The organism is Bacillus sp. TH50, assembly GCF_016650565.1.
In the GTDB taxonomy this organism is placed as follows: domain Bacteria; phylum Bacillota; class Bacilli; order Bacillales; family Bacillaceae_G; genus Bacillus_A; species Bacillus_A mycoides.
In genome coordinates this window covers 2,088,800-2,113,855 of record NZ_JAEKFM010000003.1, presented here as the reverse complement: position 1 = coordinate 2,113,855, position 25,056 = coordinate 2,088,800, and the positions used below count along the sequence as shown (strand labels likewise).

General features: G+C 36.6%; 22 protein-coding genes and 1 other annotated feature (1 of these 23 running past the window's edge). Of the genes, 21 read left to right on the top strand and 1 reads right to left on the bottom strand.

The annotated features are described in order from the left end of the window. The first annotated feature begins 1 nt into the window (after position 1). From pfkA to JFU23_RS10910, 3 genes are all read left to right on the top strand, one after another. Positions 2 to 961, top strand: a complete 960-nt coding sequence (pfkA, locus tag JFU23_RS10920) for a 6-phosphofructokinase (protein WP_002034288.1) — start codon at positions 2 to 4, stop codon at positions 959 to 961. A gap of 53 nt (positions 962 to 1,014) precedes the next feature. Continuing rightward, entirely contained in the window at positions 1,015 to 2,772 is a 1,758-nt protein-coding gene (gene pyk, locus JFU23_RS10915) for a pyruvate kinase (RefSeq protein ID WP_002015497.1), read from the top strand. Positions 2,773 to 3,003: 231 nt separating this feature from the next. Next, complete coding sequence (locus JFU23_RS10910; RefSeq protein ID WP_201031887.1) at positions 3,004 to 3,393, top strand: FxsA family protein; 390 nt, start codon at positions 3,004 to 3,006, stop codon at positions 3,391 to 3,393. A gap of 474 nt (positions 3,394 to 3,867) precedes the next feature. On the opposite strand, the gene ytvI is transcribed toward JFU23_RS10910, so the two are convergent. Next, positions 3,868 to 4,986 carry a sporulation integral membrane protein YtvI gene (gene ytvI, locus JFU23_RS10905; protein ID WP_002143350.1) on the bottom strand — a complete coding sequence of 373 codons (1,119 nt, stop codon included), beginning with the start codon at positions 4,984 to 4,986 and terminating at the stop codon, positions 3,868 to 3,870. Positions 4,987 to 5,406: 420 nt separating this feature from the next. On the opposite strand from ytvI, the gene JFU23_RS10900 reads away from it, so the two are divergent. The 18 genes from JFU23_RS10900 (at position 5,407) to ytxC (ending at position 24,802) form a co-directional block, all read left to right on the top strand. Next, the gene (locus JFU23_RS10900) at positions 5,407 to 5,868 is read left to right on the top strand and encodes a DUF441 domain-containing protein (RefSeq protein WP_000625507.1); all 462 of its coding nucleotides are present in this window, start codon (positions 5,407 to 5,409) and stop codon (positions 5,866 to 5,868) included. A 419-nt stretch (positions 5,869 to 6,287) separates the two neighbouring features. Next, positions 6,288 to 7,403, top strand: coding sequence for a citrate synthase (gene citZ / locus JFU23_RS10895; protein ID WP_012261808.1), 1,116 nt, complete (start codon positions 6,288 to 6,290; stop codon positions 7,401 to 7,403). A 160-nt stretch (positions 7,404 to 7,563) separates the two neighbouring features. Then, positions 7,564 to 8,856 (top strand): NADP-dependent isocitrate dehydrogenase, encoded by a 1,293-nt coding sequence (gene icd / locus JFU23_RS10890; protein WP_002088934.1) that lies wholly within the window; start codon positions 7,564 to 7,566, stop codon positions 8,854 to 8,856. Between the two features lie 19 nt (positions 8,857 to 8,875). Continuing rightward, complete coding sequence (gene mdh, locus JFU23_RS10885) at positions 8,876 to 9,814, top strand: malate dehydrogenase (protein WP_002034284.1); 939 nt, start codon at positions 8,876 to 8,878, stop codon at positions 9,812 to 9,814. A 216-nt stretch (positions 9,815 to 10,030) separates the two neighbouring features. After that, positions 10,031 to 10,504, top strand: coding sequence for a MaoC/PaaZ C-terminal domain-containing protein (locus JFU23_RS10880; RefSeq protein WP_002015489.1), 474 nt, complete (start codon positions 10,031 to 10,033; stop codon positions 10,502 to 10,504). 95 nt (positions 10,505 to 10,599) lie between these two features. Continuing rightward, positions 10,600 to 10,836: a hypothetical protein gene (locus JFU23_RS10875; protein WP_012261807.1), complete on the top strand. Its 237-nt coding sequence runs from the start codon at positions 10,600 to 10,602 to the stop codon at positions 10,834 to 10,836. 164 nt (positions 10,837 to 11,000) lie between these two features. After that, on the top strand, positions 11,001 to 11,720 hold the full coding sequence (gene phoP, locus JFU23_RS10870; RefSeq protein WP_002015484.1) for a two-component system response regulator PhoP: 720 nt from the start codon (positions 11,001 to 11,003) through the stop codon (positions 11,718 to 11,720). Further along, positions 11,713 to 13,476, top strand: a complete 1,764-nt coding sequence (phoR, locus tag JFU23_RS10865) for a sensory box histidine kinase PhoR (RefSeq protein WP_002167588.1) — start codon at positions 11,713 to 11,715, stop codon at positions 13,474 to 13,476. Before phoP ends, phoR begins: the two co-directional genes overlap by 8 nt. Before the next feature lie 285 nt (positions 13,477 to 13,761). After that, positions 13,762 to 16,395, top strand: a complete 2,634-nt coding sequence (polA, locus tag JFU23_RS10860) for a DNA polymerase I (protein WP_201031886.1) — start codon at positions 13,762 to 13,764, stop codon at positions 16,393 to 16,395. A 12-nt stretch (positions 16,396 to 16,407) separates the two neighbouring features. After that, the gene (gene mutM, locus JFU23_RS10855; protein ID WP_201031885.1) at positions 16,408 to 17,238 is read left to right on the top strand and encodes a DNA-formamidopyrimidine glycosylase; all 831 of its coding nucleotides are present in this window, start codon (positions 16,408 to 16,410) and stop codon (positions 17,236 to 17,238) included. 72 nt (positions 17,239 to 17,310) lie between these two features. Continuing rightward, the gene (ytaF, locus tag JFU23_RS10850; RefSeq protein ID WP_002129352.1) at positions 17,311 to 17,943 is read left to right on the top strand and encodes a sporulation membrane protein YtaF; all 633 of its coding nucleotides are present in this window, start codon (positions 17,311 to 17,313) and stop codon (positions 17,941 to 17,943) included. Positions 17,944 to 17,996: 53 nt separating this feature from the next. Beyond that, positions 17,997 to 18,599, top strand: a complete 603-nt coding sequence (coaE, locus tag JFU23_RS10845) for a dephospho-CoA kinase (protein ID WP_002129351.1) — start codon at positions 17,997 to 17,999, stop codon at positions 18,597 to 18,599. A 109-nt stretch (positions 18,600 to 18,708) separates the two neighbouring features. Then, complete coding sequence (locus JFU23_RS10840) at positions 18,709 to 19,737, top strand: glyceraldehyde-3-phosphate dehydrogenase (protein ID WP_201031884.1); 1,029 nt, start codon at positions 18,709 to 18,711, stop codon at positions 19,735 to 19,737. Between the two features lie 385 nt (positions 19,738 to 20,122). Beyond that, positions 20,123 to 20,506 carry an adenosylmethionine decarboxylase gene (speD, locus tag JFU23_RS10835; RefSeq protein ID WP_002003660.1) on the top strand — a complete coding sequence of 128 codons (384 nt, stop codon included), beginning with the start codon at positions 20,123 to 20,125 and terminating at the stop codon, positions 20,504 to 20,506. 196 nt (positions 20,507 to 20,702) lie between these two features. Further along, complete coding sequence (nrdR, locus tag JFU23_RS10830) at positions 20,703 to 21,191, top strand: transcriptional regulator NrdR (RefSeq protein ID WP_201031883.1); 489 nt, start codon at positions 20,703 to 20,705, stop codon at positions 21,189 to 21,191. Positions 21,192 to 21,308: 117 nt separating this feature from the next. Then, positions 21,309 to 22,715, top strand: coding sequence for a replication initiation and membrane attachment family protein (locus JFU23_RS10825; RefSeq protein WP_002015474.1), 1,407 nt, complete (start codon positions 21,309 to 21,311; stop codon positions 22,713 to 22,715). 33 nt (positions 22,716 to 22,748) lie between these two features. Next, complete coding sequence (gene dnaI / locus JFU23_RS10820; protein WP_002015473.1) at positions 22,749 to 23,687, top strand: primosomal protein DnaI; 939 nt, start codon at positions 22,749 to 22,751, stop codon at positions 23,685 to 23,687. A gap of 233 nt (positions 23,688 to 23,920) precedes the next feature. Further along, positions 23,921 to 24,802, top strand: a complete 882-nt coding sequence (ytxC, locus tag JFU23_RS10815) for a putative sporulation protein YtxC (RefSeq protein WP_201031882.1) — start codon at positions 23,921 to 23,923, stop codon at positions 24,800 to 24,802. Positions 24,803 to 24,833: 31 nt separating this feature from the next. After that, positions 24,834 to 25,056: a binding site (T-box leader), on the top strand (it continues 5 nt past the right edge of the window).

Below are 25,056 nucleotides of genomic sequence, written 5' to 3'. Positions count from 1 at the left end.
AATGAAACGTATTGGTGTATTAACAAGTGGTGGAGATTCACCTGGTATGAATGCTGCCATTCGTGCAGTTGTTCGTAAAGCGATTTTCCATGATATTGAAGTATATGGTATTTACCATGGATACGCTGGTTTAATTTCTGGTCATATTGAAAAATTAGAACTTGGTTCTGTTGGCGATATTATCCACCGTGGTGGTACAAAATTATATACAGCAAGATGTCCTGAGTTTAAAGACCCAGAAGTACGACTAAAAGGAATCGAGCAATTAAAGAAACATGGTATTGAAGGACTTGTCGTTATTGGTGGAGATGGTTCGTACCAAGGCGCAAAAAAATTAACTGAGCAAGGATTCCCATGTGTAGGTGTACCAGGTACAATCGACAATGATATCCCTGGAACAGACTTCACAATTGGTTTTGATACAGCTTTAAACACTGTTATTGATGCAATTGATAAAATCCGTGATACAGCTACATCTCATGAACGTACATATGTTATCGAAGTAATGGGACGTCACGCTGGAGATATCGCATTATGGGCTGGTTTAGCTGATGGTGCAGAAACTATCTTAATTCCAGAAGAAAAGTATGACATGGAAGATGTTATCGCTCGTCTGAAACGCGGTAGTGAACGTGGTAAAAAGCACAGTATTATCGTTGTAGCTGAAGGTGTTGGAAGTGCAATTGACATCGGTAAGCACATTGAAGAAGCAACAAGCTTTGATACTCGTGTAACTGTATTAGGTCACGTACAACGTGGTGGATCACCAAGTGCACAAGACCGTGTATTAGCTAGTCGTCTTGGTGCAAGAGCAGTTGAATTATTAATTGCTGGTAATGGCGGACGTTGTGTTGGTATTCAAAATAATAAACTTGTTGATCATGACATTATCGAAGCGTTAGCTCAAAAGCATACAATCGATAAAGATATGTATCAATTATCTAAAGAATTATCTATCTAATCGGCTTAATGCCTTGTATTTGGGAACGGTTTCATAATTTTCGGAGGTGCAATATGCGTAAAACTAAAATTGTATGTACTATAGGTCCTGCTAGTGAAAGTATTGAGAAATTAGAGCAATTAATGGAAGCGGGTATGAACGTTGCTCGTTTAAACTTCTCTCATGGTAGCCATGAAGAGCATGGAGCTCGTATTAAAAATATTCGTGAAGCTTCAAAGAAAACTGGTAAAACAGTTGGTATCTTACTTGATACAAAAGGTCCAGAAATCCGTACACATGACTTCGTAGACGGACAAGCTGAGCTTGTAACAGGTGCAGAAGTAATTCTTTCTACTGAACAAGTATTAGGAACTGCAGAGAAGTTCTCTGTATCTTATGCTGGTCTTTATGATGATGTTGATCCAGGCTCTCGTATTCTAATCGATGACGGTCTTATCGAACTAGAAGTAATCGAGAAAGCTGACGGAAACATCCGTACAAAAGTATTAAACAGCGGAACTGTAAAAAATAAAAAAGGTGTTAACGTACCAAACGTAAGCATTAAGCTTCCAGGTATCACTGAAAAAGACGTGCAAGATATCGTTTTCGGTATCGAGCAAAAAGTTGATTTCATCGCAGCATCTTTCGTACGTAAAGCATCTGATGTATTAGAAATTCGTGAATTATTAGAAGGGCATAACGCTCAATACATCCAAATCGTACCAAAAATCGAAAACCAAGAAGGTATCGACAACATCGATTCAATCTTAGAAGTTTCTGACGGTTTAATGGTTGCTCGTGGTGATATGGGTGTAGAAATTCCACCAGAAGAAGTACCATTAGTACAAAAACGTCTAATCAAAAAATGTAACGTATTAGGCAAACCAGTTATTACTGCAACACAAATGTTAGATTCTATGCAACGTAACCCACGTCCAACTCGTGCGGAAGCAAGTGACGTAGCAAACGCAATCTTCGATGGAACAGATGCAATCATGCTTTCAGGTGAAACTGCTGCGGGTCAATACCCTGTAGAAGCTGTAACAATGATGGCTAACATTGCGGTACGTGTTGAAAAATCATTACAATATGAAGATATGTTCAAAAAACGTATTAAAGAGTTCACACCAACAATTACAGATGCAATTAGCCAATCTGTTGCGCACACAGCACTTGCTCTTGATGTAGCTGCAATCGTAGCTCCAACAGAAAGTGGACATACTGCGAAAATGATCTCTAAATACCGTCCGAAATCTCCAATCGTAGCTGTAACATCTGACGAGCAAGTAGGACGTCGTCTTGCACTTGTTTGGGGTGTTCAAGCATTTATGTCTGAGAAACGTGCAGCTTCTACTGACGAAATGTTAGATACAGCAATTCAAACAGGTATGGATGCGGGTCTAATCGGACTTGGAGATACTGTAGTAATCACTGCTGGTGTTCCAGTTGCTGAAACTGGTACAACAAACTTAATGAAAATCCACGTTGTTGGTGAAAAAGTTGCTAAAGGGCAAGGAATCGGTCGTAAATCTGCAAAAGGTAAAGTAGTTGTAGCGAAAACAGCTGCTGAAGCTGTAGCGAACGTAAACAAAGGTGATATCCTTGTTACAACAAGCACAGATAAAGATATGATTCCTGCAATTGAAAAAGCTGCTGCTCTAGTTGTAGAAGAAGGCGGTCTAACAAGCCATGCAGCTGTTGTGGGTGTATCAATCGGTATTCCTGTTATCGTTGGTGTAAACGGCGTAACAACAACTTTAAAAAATGGCCAAGAAGTAACAGTTGATGCAGCACGCGGAATTGTTTATAATGGACATGCGGAAGTGCTATAAGAAGTAATACGGAGAGAAGGATCGGAGTCCTTCTCTTTTTTTTACACAAAAAAGGATAGAGATAGCTTTAAACGCCTGAAATCTCTTTGAAAAACGTTTATTATAATGTTTAGTGGGAGAGGGTTATTTGTACCTTGTGAAGCTTGTATGAGCGTTTTAAGGGGCTTATAAGGGGTTTTGTAAGGGTGATACTTTCAAACCTTTTAAATGAAATATGAAGGAGTGCGAGCTATGAAGTGGTTACTGTTCTTACTTATTTTAGTGCCGGCGATTGAGATTACGGTGTTAATAGGGTCGAGTCATGTAATAGGTTTATGGTCTACATTCGCTATGATTGTATTTACGGGTATTGTGGGTGTATATTTGGCGAAACGACAAGGGTTTAAAGTACTTAGAGAGATTCAATTTAGGCTAAATAGAGGAGAAATGCCGGGTGATGCGGTTCTAGATGGTATTTTTATATTCGTAGGAGGTATTCTTTTAGTACTGCCTGGATATGTGACGGATATAATAGGTTTTATCTTTGTTGTTCCTATAACGAGGGCTTTATTGAAGCCGGCTGTTATGAAGTGGATTGATTGGAAATTTAGAAAGAGAACTGCTATTATTGTTCAGAAGTAACGCGTAGATTATAGCGATCTACGCGTTGTTTTTTTATTTGCTATTTATAGTCAATCGTTAGCTTCCTGCTCGGGTTGGATTTTTGTTAGTTATTAAACGATAGGATGCAGAGGGTTCTTGTGAATGAAAAGTGTTACATTAGGATGCTGTTTTTTGCTTGTAGTAAGATTCGACTAGTGAGCAGAAGTTAGACAGGAGAAGAAAAATTACTGATTAAAGGGTTCATCTGCCTCGTTTTGTATATTTATTCGTTTACATAAAAAGTAATAAATGTAAGTAATAATTATAAAATATTTAGAATAAAAATGTATTTTCATCCTAAAACATGCGTTTTTATGCAAAAAAATAAGAGGATTATCCTTTTTTAGGAAATTCTCTTATAGATGTATGTAGTGCAAAAAAGTACAGTGAGTAATCAGTGGGAATTTCCCACTGATTACAGTTAATTTTTTATTGTGTATGAATTAGGAAATATTATTTTGATGGTGAACCCTTAATGAATTTCCATAAGTCGTGGAATACATGAGCTTTGTGTAATGTATTAAGTAGTACTAATATGACTGGACCGATGATTAATCCTAAAAAACCAAAGAGCTTAAAGCCGACAAATAGAGCGATGAGTGTCGCTAATGGATCTAGTCCAATATTAGATGAAAGTACTTTTGGCTCCATGATTTGTCTTTGGACAATCACGACGATGTATAGGATGAGAAGACCGATGGCGAATGCAGTATCGCCTGTGAAAAATACGTATATAACCCAAGGAACGAAGACGGCTCCAGTTCCTAAATACGGGAGTAAATCTACAACCCCTGTAATAATCGCGATAGTAATTGCGTATGGCACGCGTAATATTAAAAGGCCGATTAGTACAATGATAGTTGTCATAGATACGAGTGTAAGTTGCGCTTTAACAAAACCAAACAAAGCCTTTCTTAAATCGACAAAAATAGTTTTTCCGTATCCATGCAAACGATTAGGTAGAAGTTTTCTTACTTTATGAGCAAGACGGTGCCAATCGTAACTAATGAAGAAGGTGGCTAATAAGACGAAGACAAGGACAGTTAAAGTTGTTGGTAATGCACTAATGAAATTTGTTAACCCACTTATAATGGCGGTTAAAAGTTCTTTCATTTGTGTCGTTGCTTCGGTGCCTAAGTTTTGAATGTTTTGTGTAATAGTGTATCGCTGTGGTTCTCCGAGATGATTAAATTTAGAGATTAAATCATCATAGAGAGGCATAATATGATTAAGTGCAAATTGTTGGGCGAATGCAACGATATCTGGAAACTTAACTGTAACAATTTGTAGTAAGTACGTTGTGGCAGATATTGCTTCAGTTACAAGGTATGTAACAAGTCCGACGATAGCTCCGAATACGAGAATTAAGCTAACGAGTACCGCTAATGCGCGAGGGAATTGTAGTTTTTGATTAAGGAAATTGACGACAGGATTAATCAAATAAGCGAATGCAAAAGCGATAATAAAAGGGTAGATAAGGCCTGACATGTACAGCAATGCATAGAACCCAACTACCGTTGCTACAATGACAAACATGAGTCGTAATATCATATATAGTAAGTTTCGGTTCAAAGATGTATACCTCCCATTCCAATTTGGATTATCCTAATTCGTTCAACTTATAACTAGTGAGATTCACTGATCAAAGTTTCACTTTATGTTATAGTGGAATGATGGATTTTTCCTGCTTTTTCAATATATGAGTGACCGGAAAAGCTTGGTGTTGATGCTTCTACTATATGGTAAAAACTTCATTTTCTCTTCTTTTTATTTTACCTGTTTCTTAATAGAAAAGAAAGGAGAGACGACCGTTTTTAAAAATGTATACATGCTTAAATTTTTGATGGTTAGAGTTTCAGTTTGGCATTTTAAAATATGAAAAAAATGAAGTGGTTATTGTTGCATATACATCGATATAGCATGTATAACGATAGGTTTAAAGGTATTTTTGTTTGGAAGCGAGTTCATTATTTTCAGAAAGGAAGTGCAAACATGATTAGTCAGTCAACGTTATTTTTATTCATACTACTTATTATAGGACTTATTGCTAAAAACCAATCGCTTACTGTAGCTATTGGAGTGTTATTCTTATTGAAATTTACGTTTTTAGGAGATAAAGTCTTTCCTTATCTACAAACGAAAGGGATTAACCTTGGTGTAACAGTCATTACAATAGCAGTGCTCGTACCGATTGCGACAGGGGAAATAGGCTTTAAACAACTCGGAGAAGCAGCGAAATCGTATTATGCATGGATTGCTTTAGCCTCAGGTGTGGCGGTCGCTTTGTTAGCGAAAGGCGGCGTACAATTATTGACGACGGACCCACATATTACAACCGCACTTGTTTTTGGGACAATTATAGCTGTAGCTTTATTTAATGGAGTCGCTGTAGGTCCATTAATTGGGGCTGGAATTGCCTATGCAGTTATGAGTATTATACAGATGTTTAAATAAGGAATTTTATAGTAATATAAAATTTTTGAATTCTTTCTGTTCACAAAAGTCAGATAATTGTTTATAATAGGATTAGAAACTTTGAAAAGTTACATAACAGCAGAGACTTTACACCAGATAAAATAAAAACAACATAAAACAATTTTATAATGATATTGTTTTATGTTGTTTTTATCATAAACTCTTCGGAATTCATTTTCCTCACTAACTTGTTGTTCTGAGCGTGAGGATTCGGGGAGACATTCACGCTCATGCTTCCCATGTAAGCAATGGACAATAAGAGGGGAACATCGCAATAAATTTGCATGAACGTGCATTTTGCTTGCCTAAAGAGTGAACGAGCGTTCATAATTTATAAGGGGAGCAAATAGATATAAGGAGCAAGGTTGGGAGAATTTTCAGGAAAAGGAGAGAATGTCATGACTGTTATTCGAGGTTTAGAAGGGGTAGTAGCAACAACATCATCTGTGAGCTCTATTATTGATGATACATTAACTTATGTTGGGTATAATATTGATGATTTAGCTGAGAATGCTACGTTCGAAGAAGTAGTGTACTTATTATGGCACCGCAAGCTTCCTAACGAAAAAGAACTAGCGGAATTTAGTGGAACAGTATCTGAATACTATAAGGTACCAGGTGAGGTTTTAACATATTTGAAACAAGTAGATTTAAAAATCGCGCACCCGATGTCGGTTTTACGAACTGCGATTTCCATGCTATCATTATATGATGAGAGCGCTGAAATAATGGATGGAAAGTCTAATTATTTGAAAGCGGTTAAATTACAGGCTCAAGTCGGAACTTTAATTGCGGCTTATGCAAGAATTCGCAAAGGTTTAGATGTTGTTGAGCCAAGAAAAGATCTATCATTAGCTGCAAACTTCTTGTACATGTTAAATGATCGTGAGCCAAATGAAGTTGAAATTGAGGCTTTTGATAAGGCACTTGTACTTCATGCCGATCATGAGTTAAACGCTTCTACATTTACTGCACGTGTTTGCGTAGCTACACTTTCAGATGTGTATTCTGGTATTACAGCAGCAATCGGTGCATTAAAAGGTCCTCTTCACGGCGGGGCAAATGAAAATGTAATGAAGATGTTAACTGAAATTGGCGAAGAAGAAAATGTAGAATCATATATTCATAATGCTCTTCAAAATAAAGTGAAAATTATGGGATTTGGTCATCGCGTATATGAGCATGGTGATCCACGCGCGAAACACTTACGCGAAATGTCTAAGAGATTATGCGTGCTTTTAGGAGAAGACAAATGGTATAATATGTCTATCAAAATTGAAGACATTGTAACAAAAGAAAAAGGTCTTCCACCAAATGTTGATTTCTATTCAGCTTCTGTATACCATTGTTTAGGAATTGACCATGACTTATTTACACCTATCTTTGCAATTAGCCGTATGTCAGGCTGGTTAGCTCATATTCTAGAACAATATGAAAACAACCGTTTAATCCGTCCGCGTGCTGATTATGATGGACCGACACATCAAGTGTACGTTCCGCTAGCGCAACGATAAGCGAAAAACACTATTTTGATAGTGAAAATACGCTTTCAAAAGTCTGATTTTTTTGGGAAGATGTAATGATTAGAATATTTAAATTTGACTAACGGTTTGAACTGAGGGGTTATTCCCTCAGTTTCATACATATGAAATTTCAAACATGGGGGTTATCACATTGACGACAGGTGAAAAAATTACTGTAACTAATGGTGTTATGAATGTACCAAACAATCCGATTATTCCATTTATCGAAGGAGATGGAATTGGTCCTGATATTTGGGCTGCAGCATCTCGCGTAATAGAAGCAGCAGTTGAAAAAGCTTATGATGGTGAGAAGAAAATCGTTTGGAAAGAAGTGCTTGCAGGGGAAAAAGCATTCAACCAAACAGGCGAGTGGTTACCAGAAGAGACTTTAAATTTAATTCGTGAATATTTAATCGCAATTAAAGGTCCACTTACAACTCCAGTTGGCGGTGGTATTCGTTCTCTAAACGTAGCGCTTCGTCAAGAATTAGATTTATATGTATGTCTACGTCCAGTTCGTTATTTTGAAGGTGTTCCTTCACCTGTAAAACGTCCGGAAGATACTGATATGGTTATTTTCCGTGAAAATACAGAAGACATTTACGCTGGAATTGAATATGCACAAGGTTCTCCAGAAGCAGAAAAAGTTCTTGCTTTCTTAAAAGAAGCAATGGGTGTTAATAAAATCCGCTTCCCAGAAACATCAGGGATTGGTATTAAACCAATTTCAGAGGAAGGGACAAAGCGTCTTGTTCGCGCTGCAATTCAATATGCAATTAACGAAAAACGCTCTTCTGTTACATTAGTTCATAAAGGAAACATTATGAAATTTACAGAAGGTGCTTTCAAAAACTGGGGTTACGAAGTAGCGGAACAAGAATTCGGCGACAAAGTATTTACTTGGGCTGAATATGATCGTATCGTTGAAAAAGATGGTAAAGATGCAGCGAATAAAGCGATGGCAGACGCAGAAGTGGCTGGGAAAATCATCGTAAAAGATTCTATTGCAGATATCTTCTTACAACAAATTTTAACTCGTCCACGTGAGTTTGATGTTGTTGCAACAATGAACTTAAACGGAGACTACATCTCTGATGCACTTGCTGCACAAGTAGGTGGAATTGGTATTGCACCTGGTGCAAACATTAACTATGTGACTGGACATGCTATCTTTGAAGCTACACATGGTACAGCTCCAAAATATGCAGGTTTAGATAAAGTAAACCCATCTTCAGTTCTTCTTTCTGGTGTATTATTATTAGAGCACCTAGGATGGAACGAAGCTGCGAATTTAGTAACTGATTCAGTTGAGAAAACAATTGAATCAAAAGTAGTAACTTATGATTTCGCACGCTTAATGGAAGGTGCAACAGAAGTGAAATGTTCTGAGTTCGCTAATGAACTTATTAAAAACATGGATGTAGCGATAATCAAAAACGCATAATTAAAGCGGGGGGTAAATTATGACAATCAAACGCAAGAAAGTTTCAGTCATCGGTGCAGGATTTACAGGAGCAACAACAGCATTCTTATTAGCACAAAAAGAACTTGCAGATGTTGTATTAGTGGACATTCCACAGCTGGAAAATCCAACAAAAGGGAAAGCGTTAGATATGTTAGAAGCGAGCCCAGTACAAGGTTTTGATGCTAACATTATTGGTACATCTGATTACGCAGATACTGCTGATTCTGACGTTGTCGTTATTACAGCAGGTATTGCGCGTAAGCCTGGTATGAGCCGTGATGACTTAGTAGCAACAAACTCTAAAATTATGAAAAGTATTACGCGCGACATTGCAAAACATTCACCAAATGCGATTATTCTTGTATTAACAAATCCAGTTGATGCAATGACATATTCTGTATTTAAAGAAGCAGGATTCCCGAAAGAGCGTGTTATCGGTCAATCGGGTGTATTAGATACAGCTCGTTTCCGTACATTTATTTCACAAGAGTTAAACCTTTCTGTGAAAGACATTACAGGATTTGTTCTTGGTGGACATGGTGACGATATGGTACCTCTTGTACGCTATTCCTATGCAGGTGGCATTCCGTTAGAAACATTAATTCCAAAAGAGCGTTTAGAAGCAATCGTAGAACGTACACGTAAAGGTGGCGGTGAGATTGTAGGCTTATTAGGAAACGGTAGTGCATATTACGCACCAGCAGCTTCTTTAGTTGAAATGACAGAAGCGATCTTGAAAGATCAACGCCGTGTATTACCAGCTATTGCGTACCTTGAAGGTGAATATGGTTATAGTGACCTTTACTTAGGGGTACCAGTAATTCTAGGTGGTAACGGAATTGAAAAAATTATTGAATTAGAACTTCTTGCAGATGAGAAAGAAGCGTTAGATCGCTCTGTAGAATCTGTACGTAACGTTATGAAAGTTCTTGTTTAATAATTAAATATAAGTGGAAAAAGATTCGGGGCCCCGAATCTTTTTCTACTATATATTGAAATGTTTTTTTGAAATAATATGAAAACGCTATCATTTGGTGTATCCTATAATGAAACTATAGACTTATACTATACATTGCCCTCATCACAGTAAATTTCGGATAAGGTATCGCTTTTAGTAGGATAATAAGGTGAAAAAATCGGAGGGGGTTGTAACATGTTAAAGAAAAAAGTTCAAATTGGTCGTAGAATGGATGAAATTACAGTAGGAGAGAAATTATCTATCACTGAAAAAATTGAGGATAAAGATTTGTTATTGTACTTAGGGTTAACGAATGATGCCAATCCATTATATATTCAGCATGATTACGCATCCCAAACTCCGTATGAAAAGCCGATTGTCCCAAGCATTATGCTAACGGGGCTGATTACAACGGCGGTTACGAAATATTTACCAGGTCCAGGTAGTCATATTACTAGGAAGGACCTTACGTTCGTGAAACATGTTCACCATTATGAAACGTTACAAATCCACTTTGAAGTTGTGGCTGTTTCAGAGGAGGAACATACAATTGATATGCTTGTATTTGCTCATGATGAAAAAGGAGAAACTGTTGTAAAAGGTTCATTAACAGTAACACCACCTTTTAAATCTGTTTCCATTATGGAAAAAGCATTAGATAATTTTTAAAAAATGAAAGTTAGAATGATATAAAAGTAGCGTTAGTCATATTCTTATTAAGGGTATGCTAGCGCTACTTTTTGTTTGGAAAGGGTGATATAACTGTGAAATGGGAGAGGGAAGACATTATTTTTGAAACGATAAGAGAAGCTGAAGTATGGGCCGATTCAATCGCGAATGAAATGTACGGGAAAGTATTTGATGGATATGAAACACCAGATTATAAAATTGCGTATGCTCTTTCGTTTTTCCTAGCGCAAAATCGAGAGTTTATAGTTCATACGGAAGAAGAGTTTAAAAAAGATAGATTCATCTATAAAGTTTGGATAGCGACCGGATAGAGGGAATGAAGTTACGATTGCTTTTATTTTCCGAAACTTTAGTACAAACGAGCTCCATGAATAGACAATTATATTGAGGGAGACCTTGTTTTCTAGTATGATGAGAATAACGGGGGAAATACTAGGATGAAGAAGGTTTCAAGTCTATAACTTGGAGGAAAAGAATGAACAATCGTATTTTAGTAGTTGATGATGAGGAATTTATCTTAACTTTAATTGAATTTAATTTACAACAAGCTGGGTTTGAAGTTATTACAGCAATGGATGGAGAAATGGCGCTTCAAAAAGCGACTACAGAACGCCCAGATTTAATTATATTAGATTTAATGCTTCCAAAAATGGATGGTATGGAAGTTTGTAAAGAATTACGATTGCAGCGTATTATGACGCCGATTTTAATGTTAACAGCAAAAGATGATGAATTTGATAAGGTGCTAGGTCTTGAGCTTGGGGCTGATGATTATATGACGAAGCCATTTAGTCCAAGGGAAGTTGTTGCTCGTGTGAAGGCGATTTTACGCCGTACGAAATTACAGCAGGAAGAACAAGTTTCAGAATCGCCAGATGAAGAGAGCATCAAAATTGCAGAGCTTAAAATTTTACCGGAGTTTTATGAAGCGTACTTCCAAGGAAGGAAACTGGAATTAACACCGAAAGAATTTGAGTTACTTGTTTATCTTGCGAAAAATAAAAGTCGTGTATTAACTCGTGACCAATTATTAAGTGCTGTATGGAATTATGATTTTGCCGGTGATACAAGAATTGTTGATGTCCATATTAGCCATTTGCGCGATAAAATTGAACAAAATACGAAAAAACCGACGTACATTAAAACGATACGTGGTTTAGGTTATAAATTAGAGGAGCCAAAAGTGGATGAATAAGTTTCGTTCCAGGCTTCTTTTTACATTTGTTTCTCTTATCGTTTTTATTTTAGTTGGACTAGGTGTATTATTAGAAACTGTATTTGAAAACTACTATATAGATCATGCTAAAGAGAGAATGATAAAAGAGACACAGTATGTTGCGGTATTAGCAGAAGAGCAAGGGTTTGATGCTGTTTTAAAAAAGCCTTATGTATTTGAAAAGTTAGAAGAAAAAATACCAGCTTCTATTATATTTGTTGATGAAAAAAAGAAAGTTCAATATAGCGGAGGGCAACCATCTGCATTTAATCAAGAGATGATTAAAGAACTTTCTTCTGAAGCGGCAAAACAACGAAGTAAAGTGATTACGCAAGAAACAGATCAAAAGAATGAATTTTATCATGCGGTGTTCGTTCAAGATCTAGCAGGAAAACAAGGATATATTTTGGTGAAAAGTACAATTGAGCCATTGAAAGACGTACATCAAAAAACGTGGGGATTATTAATTATAGGATTTGTTATCGCTTGTCTCGTAGTCGTATTTTTAGGTATGAAAATTACGGGGCAATATATTAGGCCGATTGAATCGGTTACGAAAGTTGCCATTGAATTAGCGAAGGGAAATTATAAAGCACGCGCTTATGAAAGTCATTCGGATGAAACAGGAATGCTGAGTAAAGCGATTAATATTTTAGCTCGTAATTTACAAGAGATGACTCTTGAGCAGGAAATGCAACAGGATCGTCTGCATACGTTAATTGAAAATATGGGAAGTGGAATGATTTTAATTGATAGCCGCGGTTATATAAACCTTGTAAACCGTTCTTATAAGGAAACTTTCCACGTAACAGATGAAGAATATTTAGATCGCTTATATTATGAATCGTTTCATCATACAGAAATTATTGAGCTTGTGGAAGAAATCTTTATGACAGAAGTGAAAGTGCGTAAACAAATGTTATTGCCGCTTGGAATTGAGCGAAAGCACTTTGAAGTATATGGAGCGCCGATTATCGGGACGAACCATGAATGGAAAGGTATTGTTCTTGTGTTCCATGACATAACAGAGTTAAAGAAATTAGAACAAATGAGAAAAGACTTTTTAGCGAATGTTTCTCATGAACTAAAGACTCCAATTACTTCTATTAAAGGTTTTTCCGAAACGCTCTTGGATGGGGCTATGGATAATAAAAAATTCTGCGAACATTTCTTACATATTATTTTAAAAGAAAGTGAACGCATGCAAGGATTAATTGAAGATTTATTAGACTTGTCAAAGATCGAGCAACAAGGGTTTAAACTAAATATGGGGACCGTTGATATGAAGGAACTTCTTGAAGATATTCATATGGTGCTTGATAATAAAGCGGGAGAAAAAGAAATCTCTTTACAAGTGAATGCATTGAAACGAGTTTCCGTTATTGGAGATCCAGGCCGCTTGAAACAAATCTTTATTAATTTAATTAATAACGCGATTGTATATACACCGGCTGGAGGCGTTGTTTCTGTTGAATTGGCAGAAGATAAATATAATGCTTATATAAAAGTATCTGATACTGGAATTGGTATTAGTAAAGAGGAAATCCCACGTATTTTTGAACGCTTTTACCGAGTGGATAAAGCAAGAAGTAGAAATACGGGTGGAACGGGTCTTGGTTTATCAATTGTAAAACATTTAGTTGAAGCGCATCAAGGTACGATTACAGTGGATAGTGAGGTTGGGGAAGGAACAACATTTACAGTTGTTTTGCCAAAATCAGCTACTGAAAAATAGGATGAAGGATATTTACAATATATTAACAATGGCTTAATTAAATATTAATAAAGCTCTGTTAATATAATATATGAAAACCCCTTCATCCAAGGAGTAATTTTGGACGAGAGTAGTTATGCTATTCTCGTCACTTCCCTTTATGCCAATGTAAGTCTGTTTATATATGATAGAAAAAAACCGTTATTTTTCTTCTCTCTATTAGTCATGTTAATATAGAGAGAGGACAGGAACGGTTTTTTTTCTGTGGAAAAAACCGTTTCAAATATGTATGGGGAGGTTTGTAGTTTGGAAAAAAAAGTCGTATTAGTAGATGGTAATAATATCGCGTATCGTGCTTTCTTTGCACTACCGCTTTTAAATAACGACAAAGGTATACATACGAATGCAATTTATGGTTTTACAATGATGTTAATGAGGATACTAGAGGAAGAAAAACCGACGCATATGCTTGTGGCGTTTGATGCGGGGAAAACAACATTCCGTCATAAAACGTATAGTGATTACAAGGGAGGGCGTCAAAAGACTCCACCTGAGTTATCAGAGCAATTCCCGTTTATTCGTGAGGTGCTTGATGCATTCAATGTACCGCGTTATGAGCTGGAAAATTATGAAGCGGATGACATTATGGGAACGTTAGCGAAAGAAGCGAGTGAGCAAGGGTTTCATGTTAAAGTTATTTCAGGAGATAAAGATTTACTGCAACTTGTTTCAGATAATACACTCGTATGTATTCCTCGCAAAGGGATTACGGAAGTAGATGAATATACGAAAGAAGCTTTATTTGAGAAATATAGCTTATCACCAAAGCAAATTATCGATATGAAAGGTTTAATGGGAGACCAATCGGATAACATTCCAGGTGTACCAGGTGTTGGTGAGAAGACAGCCATTAAATTATTAACGCAATTTGAAACGGTAGAAGCAGTATATGAAAACTTAGATCAAGTGAGTGGAAAGAAATTAAAAGAAAAGTTAGAAGCGAATAAAGAACAAGCTCTTATGAGTAAAGAACTTGCGACTATTATTACAGACGCACCGATTACTGTGCATGTAGATGATATGGAATATAAAGGGTATGAACCGAGCGATTTGATTCCAATGTTCGAGAATTTAGGATTTACATCCCTTTTAAATAAGTTAGGTGTTACGCCGGAGGAAACGGCTCCAGCCGAATTAGATGATATTACATTTGATATTGTAGAAGAAGTTACAGAAGAAATGCTTCAGCAAGATAGTGCGCTTATTGTTGAAGTGCAAGAAGATAATTATCATAAAGCCGATATTCAAGGTTTTGGTATTCAAAATGAAAATGGTTGTTACTTCATTCCAGCCGATGTTGCTCTTAAATCGGATGCTTTTAAAGAGTGGCTTGCAAATGGAGAAATGAGAAAACATACATTTGATGCGAAGCGTGCTATCGTTGCTCTCAAATGGAAAGGTGTAGATATTCAAGGGATTGACTTTGATTTATTAATTGCCGCTTATTTACTTGATCCAGCCGATACAGATAAAGATTTCCGTACTGTAGCGAAAATGAAAGAAACGCATGCCGTAAAATCTGACGAAGAAGTTTACGGGAAAGGTGCGAAGCGTGCTGTTCCGGGGCTAGAGGTAGTAGCGGAGCATGTAGCTCGTAAAGTGCATGTATTATATGATGTAAAGCAAACGTTCTTAGAAGAATTAAAAAAGAACGAGCAATATGAATTATTTACGGAATTAGAATTACCACTTGCACGTGTATTAGCTGATATGGAAGTGAAAGGTGTAAAAGTTGATACGGAGCGTCTTCGTAATATGGGAGAAGAACTTGCAGGTAGATTAAAGGAAATGGAACAGGAAATTTATAAGCTTGCGGGAACAGAATTTAATATTAATTCACCGAAGCAACTTGGGGTTATTCTGTTTGAGAATTTAAACTTACCAGTTATTAAAAAGACGAAAACAGGTTATTCTACGTCGGCGGATGTATTAGATAAACTTATGGATCGTCATGAAATTATTCCGAATATTTTACATTACCGTCAATTAGGAAAGCTAAATTCAACTTACATTGAAGGTTTATTGAAAGTTGTACATGAAGATTCATCTAAAATCCATACTCGTTTTAATCAAGTGTTAACGCAAACAGGTCGATTAAGTTCAACAGATCCGAACTTACAAAATATCCCGATTCGCTTAGAAGAAGGAAGAAAGATTCGTCAGGCATTCGTTCCATCAGAAGAAGGATGGATCATGTACGCGGCTGATTATTCACAAATCGAACTTCGTGTGCTTGCTCACATTGCAAAAGATCCAGGGTTAGTTGAAGCGTTCCAACATGACATGGATATTCATACGAAAACAGCTATGGATGTATTTGGTGTTGGGAAAGATGAAGTAACATCTAACATGAGACGACAAGCAAAAGCTGTTAACTTCGGAATTGTGTATGGTATTAGTGATTATGGTCTTTCGCAAAACTTAGGAATTACAAGAAAAGCAGCAGCGGAATTTATTGAAAAGTATTTAGAAAGTTTCCCTGGTGTACAAGAATACATGGATGAAATCGTAAAAGATGCGAAACAAAAAGGATATGTGGTTACATTATTAAATCGTCGCCGTTATATTCCGGAAATTACGAGTCGTAATTTCAATTTACGTAGCTTTGCTGAGCGTACAGCTATGAATACACCAATTCAAGGTAGTGCGGCTGATATTATTAAAAAAGCGATGATTATTATGGCAGATCGTCTAGAAGAAGAAGGATTACAAGCGCGTCTTCTTCTGCAAGTACACGATGAATTGATATTTGAAGCACCAAAAGAAGAAATTGAAAAATTAGAGAAGCTTGTACCTGAAGTAATGGAGCATGCAATTGAACTAGCCGTTCCATTGAAAGTTGATTATTCTTACGGTCCAACTTGGTACGATGCGAAATAAGGACGTGATGAAATGCCGGAATTACCAGAGGTTGAAAATGTTAGACGGACGCTTGAAAATCTTGTAACAGGAAAAGTGATCGAAGATGTAATTGTCACCTATCCAAAAATAGTGAAACGACCGGACGATGCAGAAATCTTTAAAGACATGCTAAGAGGCGAAATGATCGAGAATATAAAGCGAAGAGGTAAGTTTTTGCTTTTGTATGTAACGAACTATGTAATTGTTTCACATTTGCGTATGGAAGGTAAGTTTTTACTTCATCAAGAGGATGAGCCAATTGATAAACATACACACGTACGTTTCTTATTTAAAGATGGAACTGAATTACATTATAAAGATGTGAGAAAGTTTGGTACGATGCATCTCTTTAAGAAAGGTGAAGAGTTTACGCAAATGCCTCTTGCAGATTTAGGACCAGAGCCATTTGATGCTGAATTGACACCGCAGTACTTACAAGAAAGATTGCAAAAGACAAATCGCAAAATAAAAGTCGTATTATTAGATCAGCGTCTTTTAGTAGGGCTTGGAAATATATATGTAGATGAAGTATTATTCCGTTCGCAAATTCATCCGGAACGAGAAGCTGCATCTTTAACAGAAGAAGAAATAGAAAGAATTTACGAGGCGATTGTTACAACGCTGGGCGAAGCTGTTAAGCGAGGCGGAAGTACAATTAGAACGTATATTAATTCACAAGGACAAATTGGTTCGTTCCAAGAACTTCTAAATGTATATGGGAAAAAAGGAGAACCATGTGTGACTTGCGGTACGATATTAGAAAAAACAGTTGTTGGCGGAAGGGGAACACATTACTGCCCAATTTGCCAACCTAGAATATAGAAAAGGGATAACATCGGATAGGCATTTGTCATATACATAGAGCAGAGCTATGTATAAGGGAGGAGCTTACCGATGTACCTTTATTTATCTCTTATTTTATTAGCTTTTACATTAAGCTTAGATAGCTGTAGTGTAGGGCTAACATACGGGTTAAGGAGCGTAAGAATTCCACTAAGATCAATTATAATTATCGGGATCTGTTCAGCAGCTGTAATGCTCGTTTCCATGGGGATTGGACATATGATCGCGAAAATATTTTCACCTGTTATCGCAACGCGTATCGGCGGATTTGTTCTTATTGGAATAGGTATTTGGGTATTATATCAATTTTTTCGAAGTGATAAAAAAGAAGAACCGAAGCAAGAGGAAAAGGTTTGGAAACTAGAAATTGCTTCGCTAGGGTTAGTGATTCAAATTTTGCGGAAGCCGACTGTTGCGGATTTTGATAAATCAGGAACTATCTCTGCAGGAGAAGCGTTACTTCTCGGTATTGCTCTTTCTATAGATTCGTTTGGTGCTGGAATTGGTGCATCTTTATTAGGTTATGCACCCGCGATGATGGCGGTATTAGTCGCGGTTATGAGTTCTTTATTTTTATTTATTGGAATGAAGCTCGGTACGATTTTATCAAATATGAAATGGTTACAAAAATTTACATTCCTGCCTGGGGTATTACTCATTATTATTGGGATTTGGAAAATGTAAGTAGGGGCGTGGAACATTAGTTTCGCGCCTTTAATATTGTGAGGGGGATTATTATGACAGTAGTAATTGGATTAACAGGAGGCATTGCAAGCGGAAAAAGTACGGTATCAGAAATGTTTCGTGAAATGAGTATACCGGTTATTGATGCAGATATTATTGCGCGAGAAGTTGTAGAACGAGGAAAACCGGCATATAACAAAATTGTAGAGGTGTTCGGAACGGAAGTGTTACAAAAAGATGGAGAGCTTGATCGACCAAAGCTTGGGAGTGTCGTTTTTTATAATGAAGAAAAACGATTGCAGTTAAACGAAATTGTTCATCCTGCAGTGCGTGAAGAAATGAATGCACAAAAGGAGATGTACATAAAAGAAAGTATGCAAGCGGTTGTGTTAGATATCCCTCTTTTGTTTGAAAGTAAATTAACAAATCTCGTTGATCGTGTTTTAGTTGTAGCAGTCACACCGAATACGCAATTGGAACGTTTAATGAAACGAAATAACTTTTCAGAAGAAGAAGCAACGGCTCGTATTCAATCTCAAATGCCGTTAGAAGAAAAAGTAAAGAAGGCAGATGAGGTAATTTATAATGATGGCACAATTACTGGAACGAAAACACAATTAGCTTCTATTTTGAAAGAATGGAACATTATTGATTAAAAAATTGTGAAATTAATGAAAATGCTTAGTGACATATCTCCTTTTTGTGTTATACTATTATTGGGATTGGAGATAAATAGTATAACGCATTCAAGGGGGATAACATATTATGACTCGTGTGGCAATTAATGGATTTGGACGTATCGGGAGAATGGTATTTCGTCAAGCAATAAAAGAAAGCGCATTCAAAATTGTAGCGATAAATGCAAGCTATCCATCAGAAACGTTAGCGCATTTAATTAAATATGATACAGTTCATGGAAAGTTTGACGGAACAGTGGAAGCATTTGAAGATCACTTACTAGTTGATGGGAAAATGATTCGCCTTTTAAACAACCGCGATCCAAAGGAGTTGCCTTGGAAAGATCTAGGTGTTGAAGTTGTAATTGAAGCAACTGGTAAATTTAACTCGAAAGAAAAAGCAATTCTTCATGTTGAAGCTGGAGCGAAAAAAGTTATTTTAACAGCACCTGGTAAAAATGAAGATGTAACAATCGTAGTTGGTGTGAACGAAGACCAATTAGATATTACAAAGCATACTGTTATTTCAAATGCATCTTGTACAACAAACTGTTTAGCGCCTGTTGTAAAGGTGTTAGATGAGCAGTTCGGAATTGAAAACGGTTTAATGACAACTGTTCATGCTTATACAAATGACCAAAAAAATATTGATAACCCACATAAAGATTTAAGAAGAGCGCGTGCTTGCGGACAGTCTATCATTCCAACAACGACGGGTGCTGCAAAAGCGCTAGCAAAAGTTCTTCCACACTTAAACGGAAAACTTCATGGTATGGCACTTCGTGTACCAACACCAAACGTGTCTCTTGTTGACCTAGTAGTAGACGTAAAACGTGATGTAACAGTTGAAGATATTAATGAAGCGTTCAAAACTGTTGCAAACGGTGCATTAAAAGGAATTGTAGAATTCAGCGAAGAGCCTTTAGTGTCTATCGATTTTAATACAAATACACACTCAGCTATTATTGATGGTTTGTCTACAATGGTAATGGGTAATCGTAAAGTGAAAGTACTTGCTTGGTATGATAACGAGTGGGGCTACTCTCGTCGTGTTGTAGATCTTGTAACGTTAGTTGTTGATGAATTAGCGAAACAAAAAAATGTGCAACATATTTAAGTGAACGAGAGAGGGCAAGTGAAAATTTGCCCTCTTTTTTATTTTTTTCTGAAAAGGAAAAAAATTATATAAGTATATTTTTAAATAGTGGACATACCACGAAACGTTGGGATTACTGTATTCGTGAATCATTAATTTTTTTTAGGGAAAAGTAAAGAGGAAAATATGACAGAAAATCGAAAAAACTGTTGTTGCAAAATGAAAATAAACAAAGTATACTAACACTCGTAAACTTAAGAGCTGAGGTACGTAGTCACTACTTAAAGGGTTAGGACCTCTCTGGACTAACTTTCCCCCGTGGTAGTGGAGCAAGCCAAATTGCAAATTAGTTTTCAATTCGAACAGTTAGAATAAATTTACAAGGGGGAACTGTAGAATGGATACTATGGATACGATGGGTCGTCACGTGATCGCTGAACTTTGGGATTGCGATTTCGACAAGCTTAATGACATGCCGTATATTGAACAATTATTTGTGGATGCAGCACTAAGAGCTGGTGCTGAAGTACGTGAGGTTGCTTTTCATAAATTTGCACCACAAGGTGTAAGTGGAGTAGTAATTATCTCGGAATCACATTTAACAATTCATAGCTTTCCGGAGCACGGTTACGCAAGTATTGATGTTTATACTTGTGGGGATCGTATTGATCCAAATGTTGCTGCAGAATATATTGCAGAAGGTTTAAACGCGAAAACGCGTGAGAGCATCGAGCTTCCTCGAGGCACTGGTAGCTTCGAAATTAAGCAGAGAGAAACAAAAGCTCTTTAAAAAAGAACATAATTGATTTAAAATGTAAAGAGGTGTATAATGCACCTCTTTTTTAGTTTATATAAAATAGGATCACGATATGTAATAACTTAGAGTGGTCATTATAGAAGAATGAGTTATATAATATTGTATATATATTTTCACATGTAGGTGAGTAGCGAAAGAATAAAGATTATAGTGTAAAGGAGTGAATGAATTGCGTTGTCCATCCTGTTTTCATAATGGAACAAGAGTGTTAGATTCGCGTCCGGTAGACGAGGGGCGCTCTATTCGAAGAAGAAGAGAGTGTGAAAGTTGTTTAAGTCGCTTTACGACATTTGAAAGAGTAGAAGAATCACCTCTTATCGTTGTTAAAAAAGAAGGAACACGAGAAGAGTTTAATAAAGAGAAAATTTTACGCGGTTTAATTAAAGCGTGTGAAAAAAGACCTGTATCTTTAAGGCAGTTAGAGGAAGTAACACAAAGTGTGGAGCGTGAACTTCGTAACTTAGGTATATCAGAAGTGAAAAGTGATATGATTGGTGAAATTGTTATGGAAGAACTTCGTGATATTGATGATGTTGCGTACGTACGTTTTGCTTCTGTGTATCGTCAATTTAAAGATTTAAATGTATTTATTGAAGAATTAAAAGATATACTGCAAAAGAGAGAGAGTAGAAGGAATCTCTTTATATACTGTAAGTAAACGAGATAAGAGAGCTAGAAGCGGAAGCTAATAGCTCTTTTTCGCTAATAAATTATATAATAAAGATAGAACGAGTGAAATGTAGGCTAGATTGGATGAGAGAAAGGAAAAGCAAGAATGGAAAAACAGTCATGGATGGAGCTATTGCCGATTGATCGTTATAAAGTAAGTGCGAAAGGGTTGTTACATAATTACGACCGGAAAGTATTAACGATGTTGTATCAGCCGTTAATAGGTAGTAGAGCTTTTAGCTTATACATGACACTATGGGGAGAGTTAGAGCAAGATCGTGTGTTTGGAAAAGAGAATACACATCACTCCCTTATGGTGACTATGCAAATGCAACTTCCTGAAATATATGGGGAACGAGTAAAGTTAGAAGCGATTGGTCTTTTAAATGTATATATTAAGAAAGAAAAAGATATTCGGATGTTTATATATGAATTGCAACCACCTTTATCTCCGAAGCAGTTTTTTGATGATATTGTTTTAAGTATCTTTTTATATAATCGCTTGAGTCGGACAAAATACAACCAAGTAAAGCAATATTTCTTAGAAGAAGAATTCGATTTTGCTTCTTATGAAAATGTTACGCGCTCCTTCAACGATATATTTGATTCGTTTAACCCAGGTCAGTTTGAATATGCGCAAGAAGAACTGCGTATCCCGAAAACGACAATTATGCCAAGTAACGAGAATGGGGATGCTCCGAAAGTTTGGAACGATTTCTTTGATTTCTCTTTATTTGTAGACGGACTATCAGCGCTTGTTCCTAAAAAGGCGATTACAGATCAAGTGAGAGAATGTGTTATTACACTCGCTTATGTGTACGGTGTGGATGTGTTATCGATGCAAAATATCGTTCTTGGCGCAGTGACAGAAGTGCAAACAATTGATATCGAAAGGCTTCGGAAGGGAGCACGCGATTGGTATCAATTCGAAAATGGTCAAGCGTTACCTGTATTAAGTGAAAGAGTGCAACCTCATGCTGCTCGTACAATGAAAGAGAAAGAGCCATCTACGCAAGAAGAGATGCTAATGAAGCAGTTAGAGGAAATCTCGCCAAAACAACTATTGAAAGAGATTTCAGGTGGTGCAGAGGCGACGAAAGCGGACTTGCAAATCGTTGAGGATGTAATGATAAACCAAAAGTTAACGCCAGGGGTTGTGAATGTACTTATATATTACGTTATGCTACGCTCAGATATGAAGCTTGCTAAAACGTATGTCGAGAAGATTGCTGGACATTGGGCGCGAAAAAAGGTTGGTACAGTAGGCGAGGCGATGGCGCTAGCGAAAGAAGAGAATCGTCAATATCAAGAGTGGGCTGAGACGAAGAAAAAAGGTCGTACAGCGAAGAAAACAGTGAGAAAAGAAATGGTACCAGATTGGCTTAAAGAAGAGTCGAAAGAAGAAGAGAAAGAACCTGTAAAAAATGACGTAAGTGCGAAAAAAGATGCAAGTACGTTAGAAGATGAACGGAAACGATTAGAAGAAGTATTGAAAAAATATAAGCGTGATTAATAAAAGAAAATGAACGCTCTTTGAGGTGAGAAAATGGAGCATATTCAAAATTCATTTACGAAATTAATGGAAAATAAAAACTTTAAAAATAGATATGAAGTCTTAAAGGCAGAAGTGATGGCGCACCCTCGTGTGAAAGAATTTATAGACGAACATAAAGGTGAAGTAACGACTTCTATGATTGAACGAAGTCTTGTGAAGTTATATGAATATATTGGACAAAGTGTAGGGTGTGCGGATTGTCCAGATTTAGGGTCATGTAAAAATATGCTACAAGGATATGAGCCGAAGCTCGTCATCCAAGGTAAGATGATTGATATTCAATACGATCGTTGTATTAGAAAAGTAGCATATGATGAGAGAAAAAAATATGAAAAACTTGTTCAAAGTGTATATATGCCAGTTGACATTTTGCAGGCAACTATGGAAAATTTAGACCCTTCAGATTTAGATGCACGTATTGATGCAATAGGTGCAACGAATGAATTTTTAAACACATACGAACCAGGTAAAAAAGCACAAGGTTTATATTTGTACGGTAAATTTGGTGTAGGGAAAACGTATCTTTTAGGGGCAATTGCAAATGAGCTTGCGCGAAAGAAAATTAGTTCGATGCTCGTATACTTCCCTGAATTTTTACGTGAAATCAAAAGTTCGATTCAAGATAATTCGATTAGCGGAAAGATTGATGCTGTCAAACGTGTACAAGTATTAATGTTAGATGATATCGGGGCAGAAGCGATGTCAAGTTTTGTACGTGATGATGTACTCGGTGCAATCTTACAGTTCCGTATGTTGGAAAACTTACCGACGTTCTTTACATCTAACTTTGATTTCAAACAGTTGGAACATCATTTAACGTATACACAGCGCGGTGAAGCAGAAGAGATGAAAGCGGCCCGTATTATGGAACGAATTAAATATTTAGCGAAGCCAATCCCAATTGGCGGGAAGAACCGTCGTAATAAGTAAAGAGCGAGCTGAGAAGCTTGCTCTTTTTTATTTTAATCATTTTTTCAGAGTAGCTTGTATCATTTTTTTCTCCCTCCCTTAATATATATAAAATTAGCAAGCCATATCGAGTGGATGTTCTAACAATGGGAGATAGGTTTCTACTAAGAGTGAACTTCCATAGATCGGACTCTTATAGGATTTGTAACGTATAGATGCAATCCTTTAGAGCGGGGATAAAGGGGGGGACAAAAGTGATTGAAATTTGCTTCGAAGAAAAAAATGATGCTGTGCACGTATACAGACAACTAACGAAAAGAACGGAATCCTTATATAAGGAAACAAGTGTATATTTAAACGAACAAAAGGTTGTTATCCATATACCATTATGTGAATCGAATTATATTGAAAAGATTTTATTGCCAGTATTACTATATTTCATTATGAATGTGAAACAAAATGAATGGATTCACACCATTTTAAAGGAAAAGTTTTTTTATGAAGAACAAGAAGAGTGTCATCAAATATTGCATATGGCACATGAGATTTTAAAGGAAAGAAGAAAAGGAGTATCTAGTGATTTAACACGTCAAAAATTTGAATCTTATATTGCGTCGTCTTTGAAGGATTGGCTTTGTGATCCGCTCTCATTCTCGTTTTCATCATACGTTCGTTTTCGTCTTCGTACATATAGGGAAATGGTAACTAAGCTTGCTGAAGTTGCAATTGATGAGTATAAGATGGAGCAGGAATACCAAATATTCATTGAGACACTTCGCCAACAAGTAAGTAGCCGGAAATCACGTTTGTCCTGTGTACATCTTATTTTTGATGAAAGTTTTATTTTCTATGATGATAAAGGTAGGCGTTTAAAACAGGAGAAATTGGTTCAATATATAGATGAAGAATTATTAAAGAAACAGGATGTATATATCGATACGAAAGTAATTGCACCACTTCTTTCTATTTCGCCGAAAAAGATTTATTTATATACGAAAGAACAAGATCATAATATGATTATTACTTTGCGAAATGTATTTCAGGAACGAGTGCAACTACATGGATTACATGAGTTTGAGCGCAATGTGAAAAATTTAAAAAATAAAGGTAACGCCCTTGATTTTCTAAGTTTTTGAGCATATAATTACCTACATAAATGAAATATATTGAAATGTCATGATGAGGATATGAGTAGTTATCTACGATTTTCAGAGAGGGAAGCCTTAGGGTGCGAGCTTCCTAGTACGGGATTATTACTTACCACCTCTAAACTTTAGCAGTGAACGTTTTTCTAGTAATTGCTAACGGACAACACCGTTATGTTGAACTTGAGCAATTAACAATAAGGTTAATTGGAACAAGGGTGGAACCACGAATTCAACACTCGTCC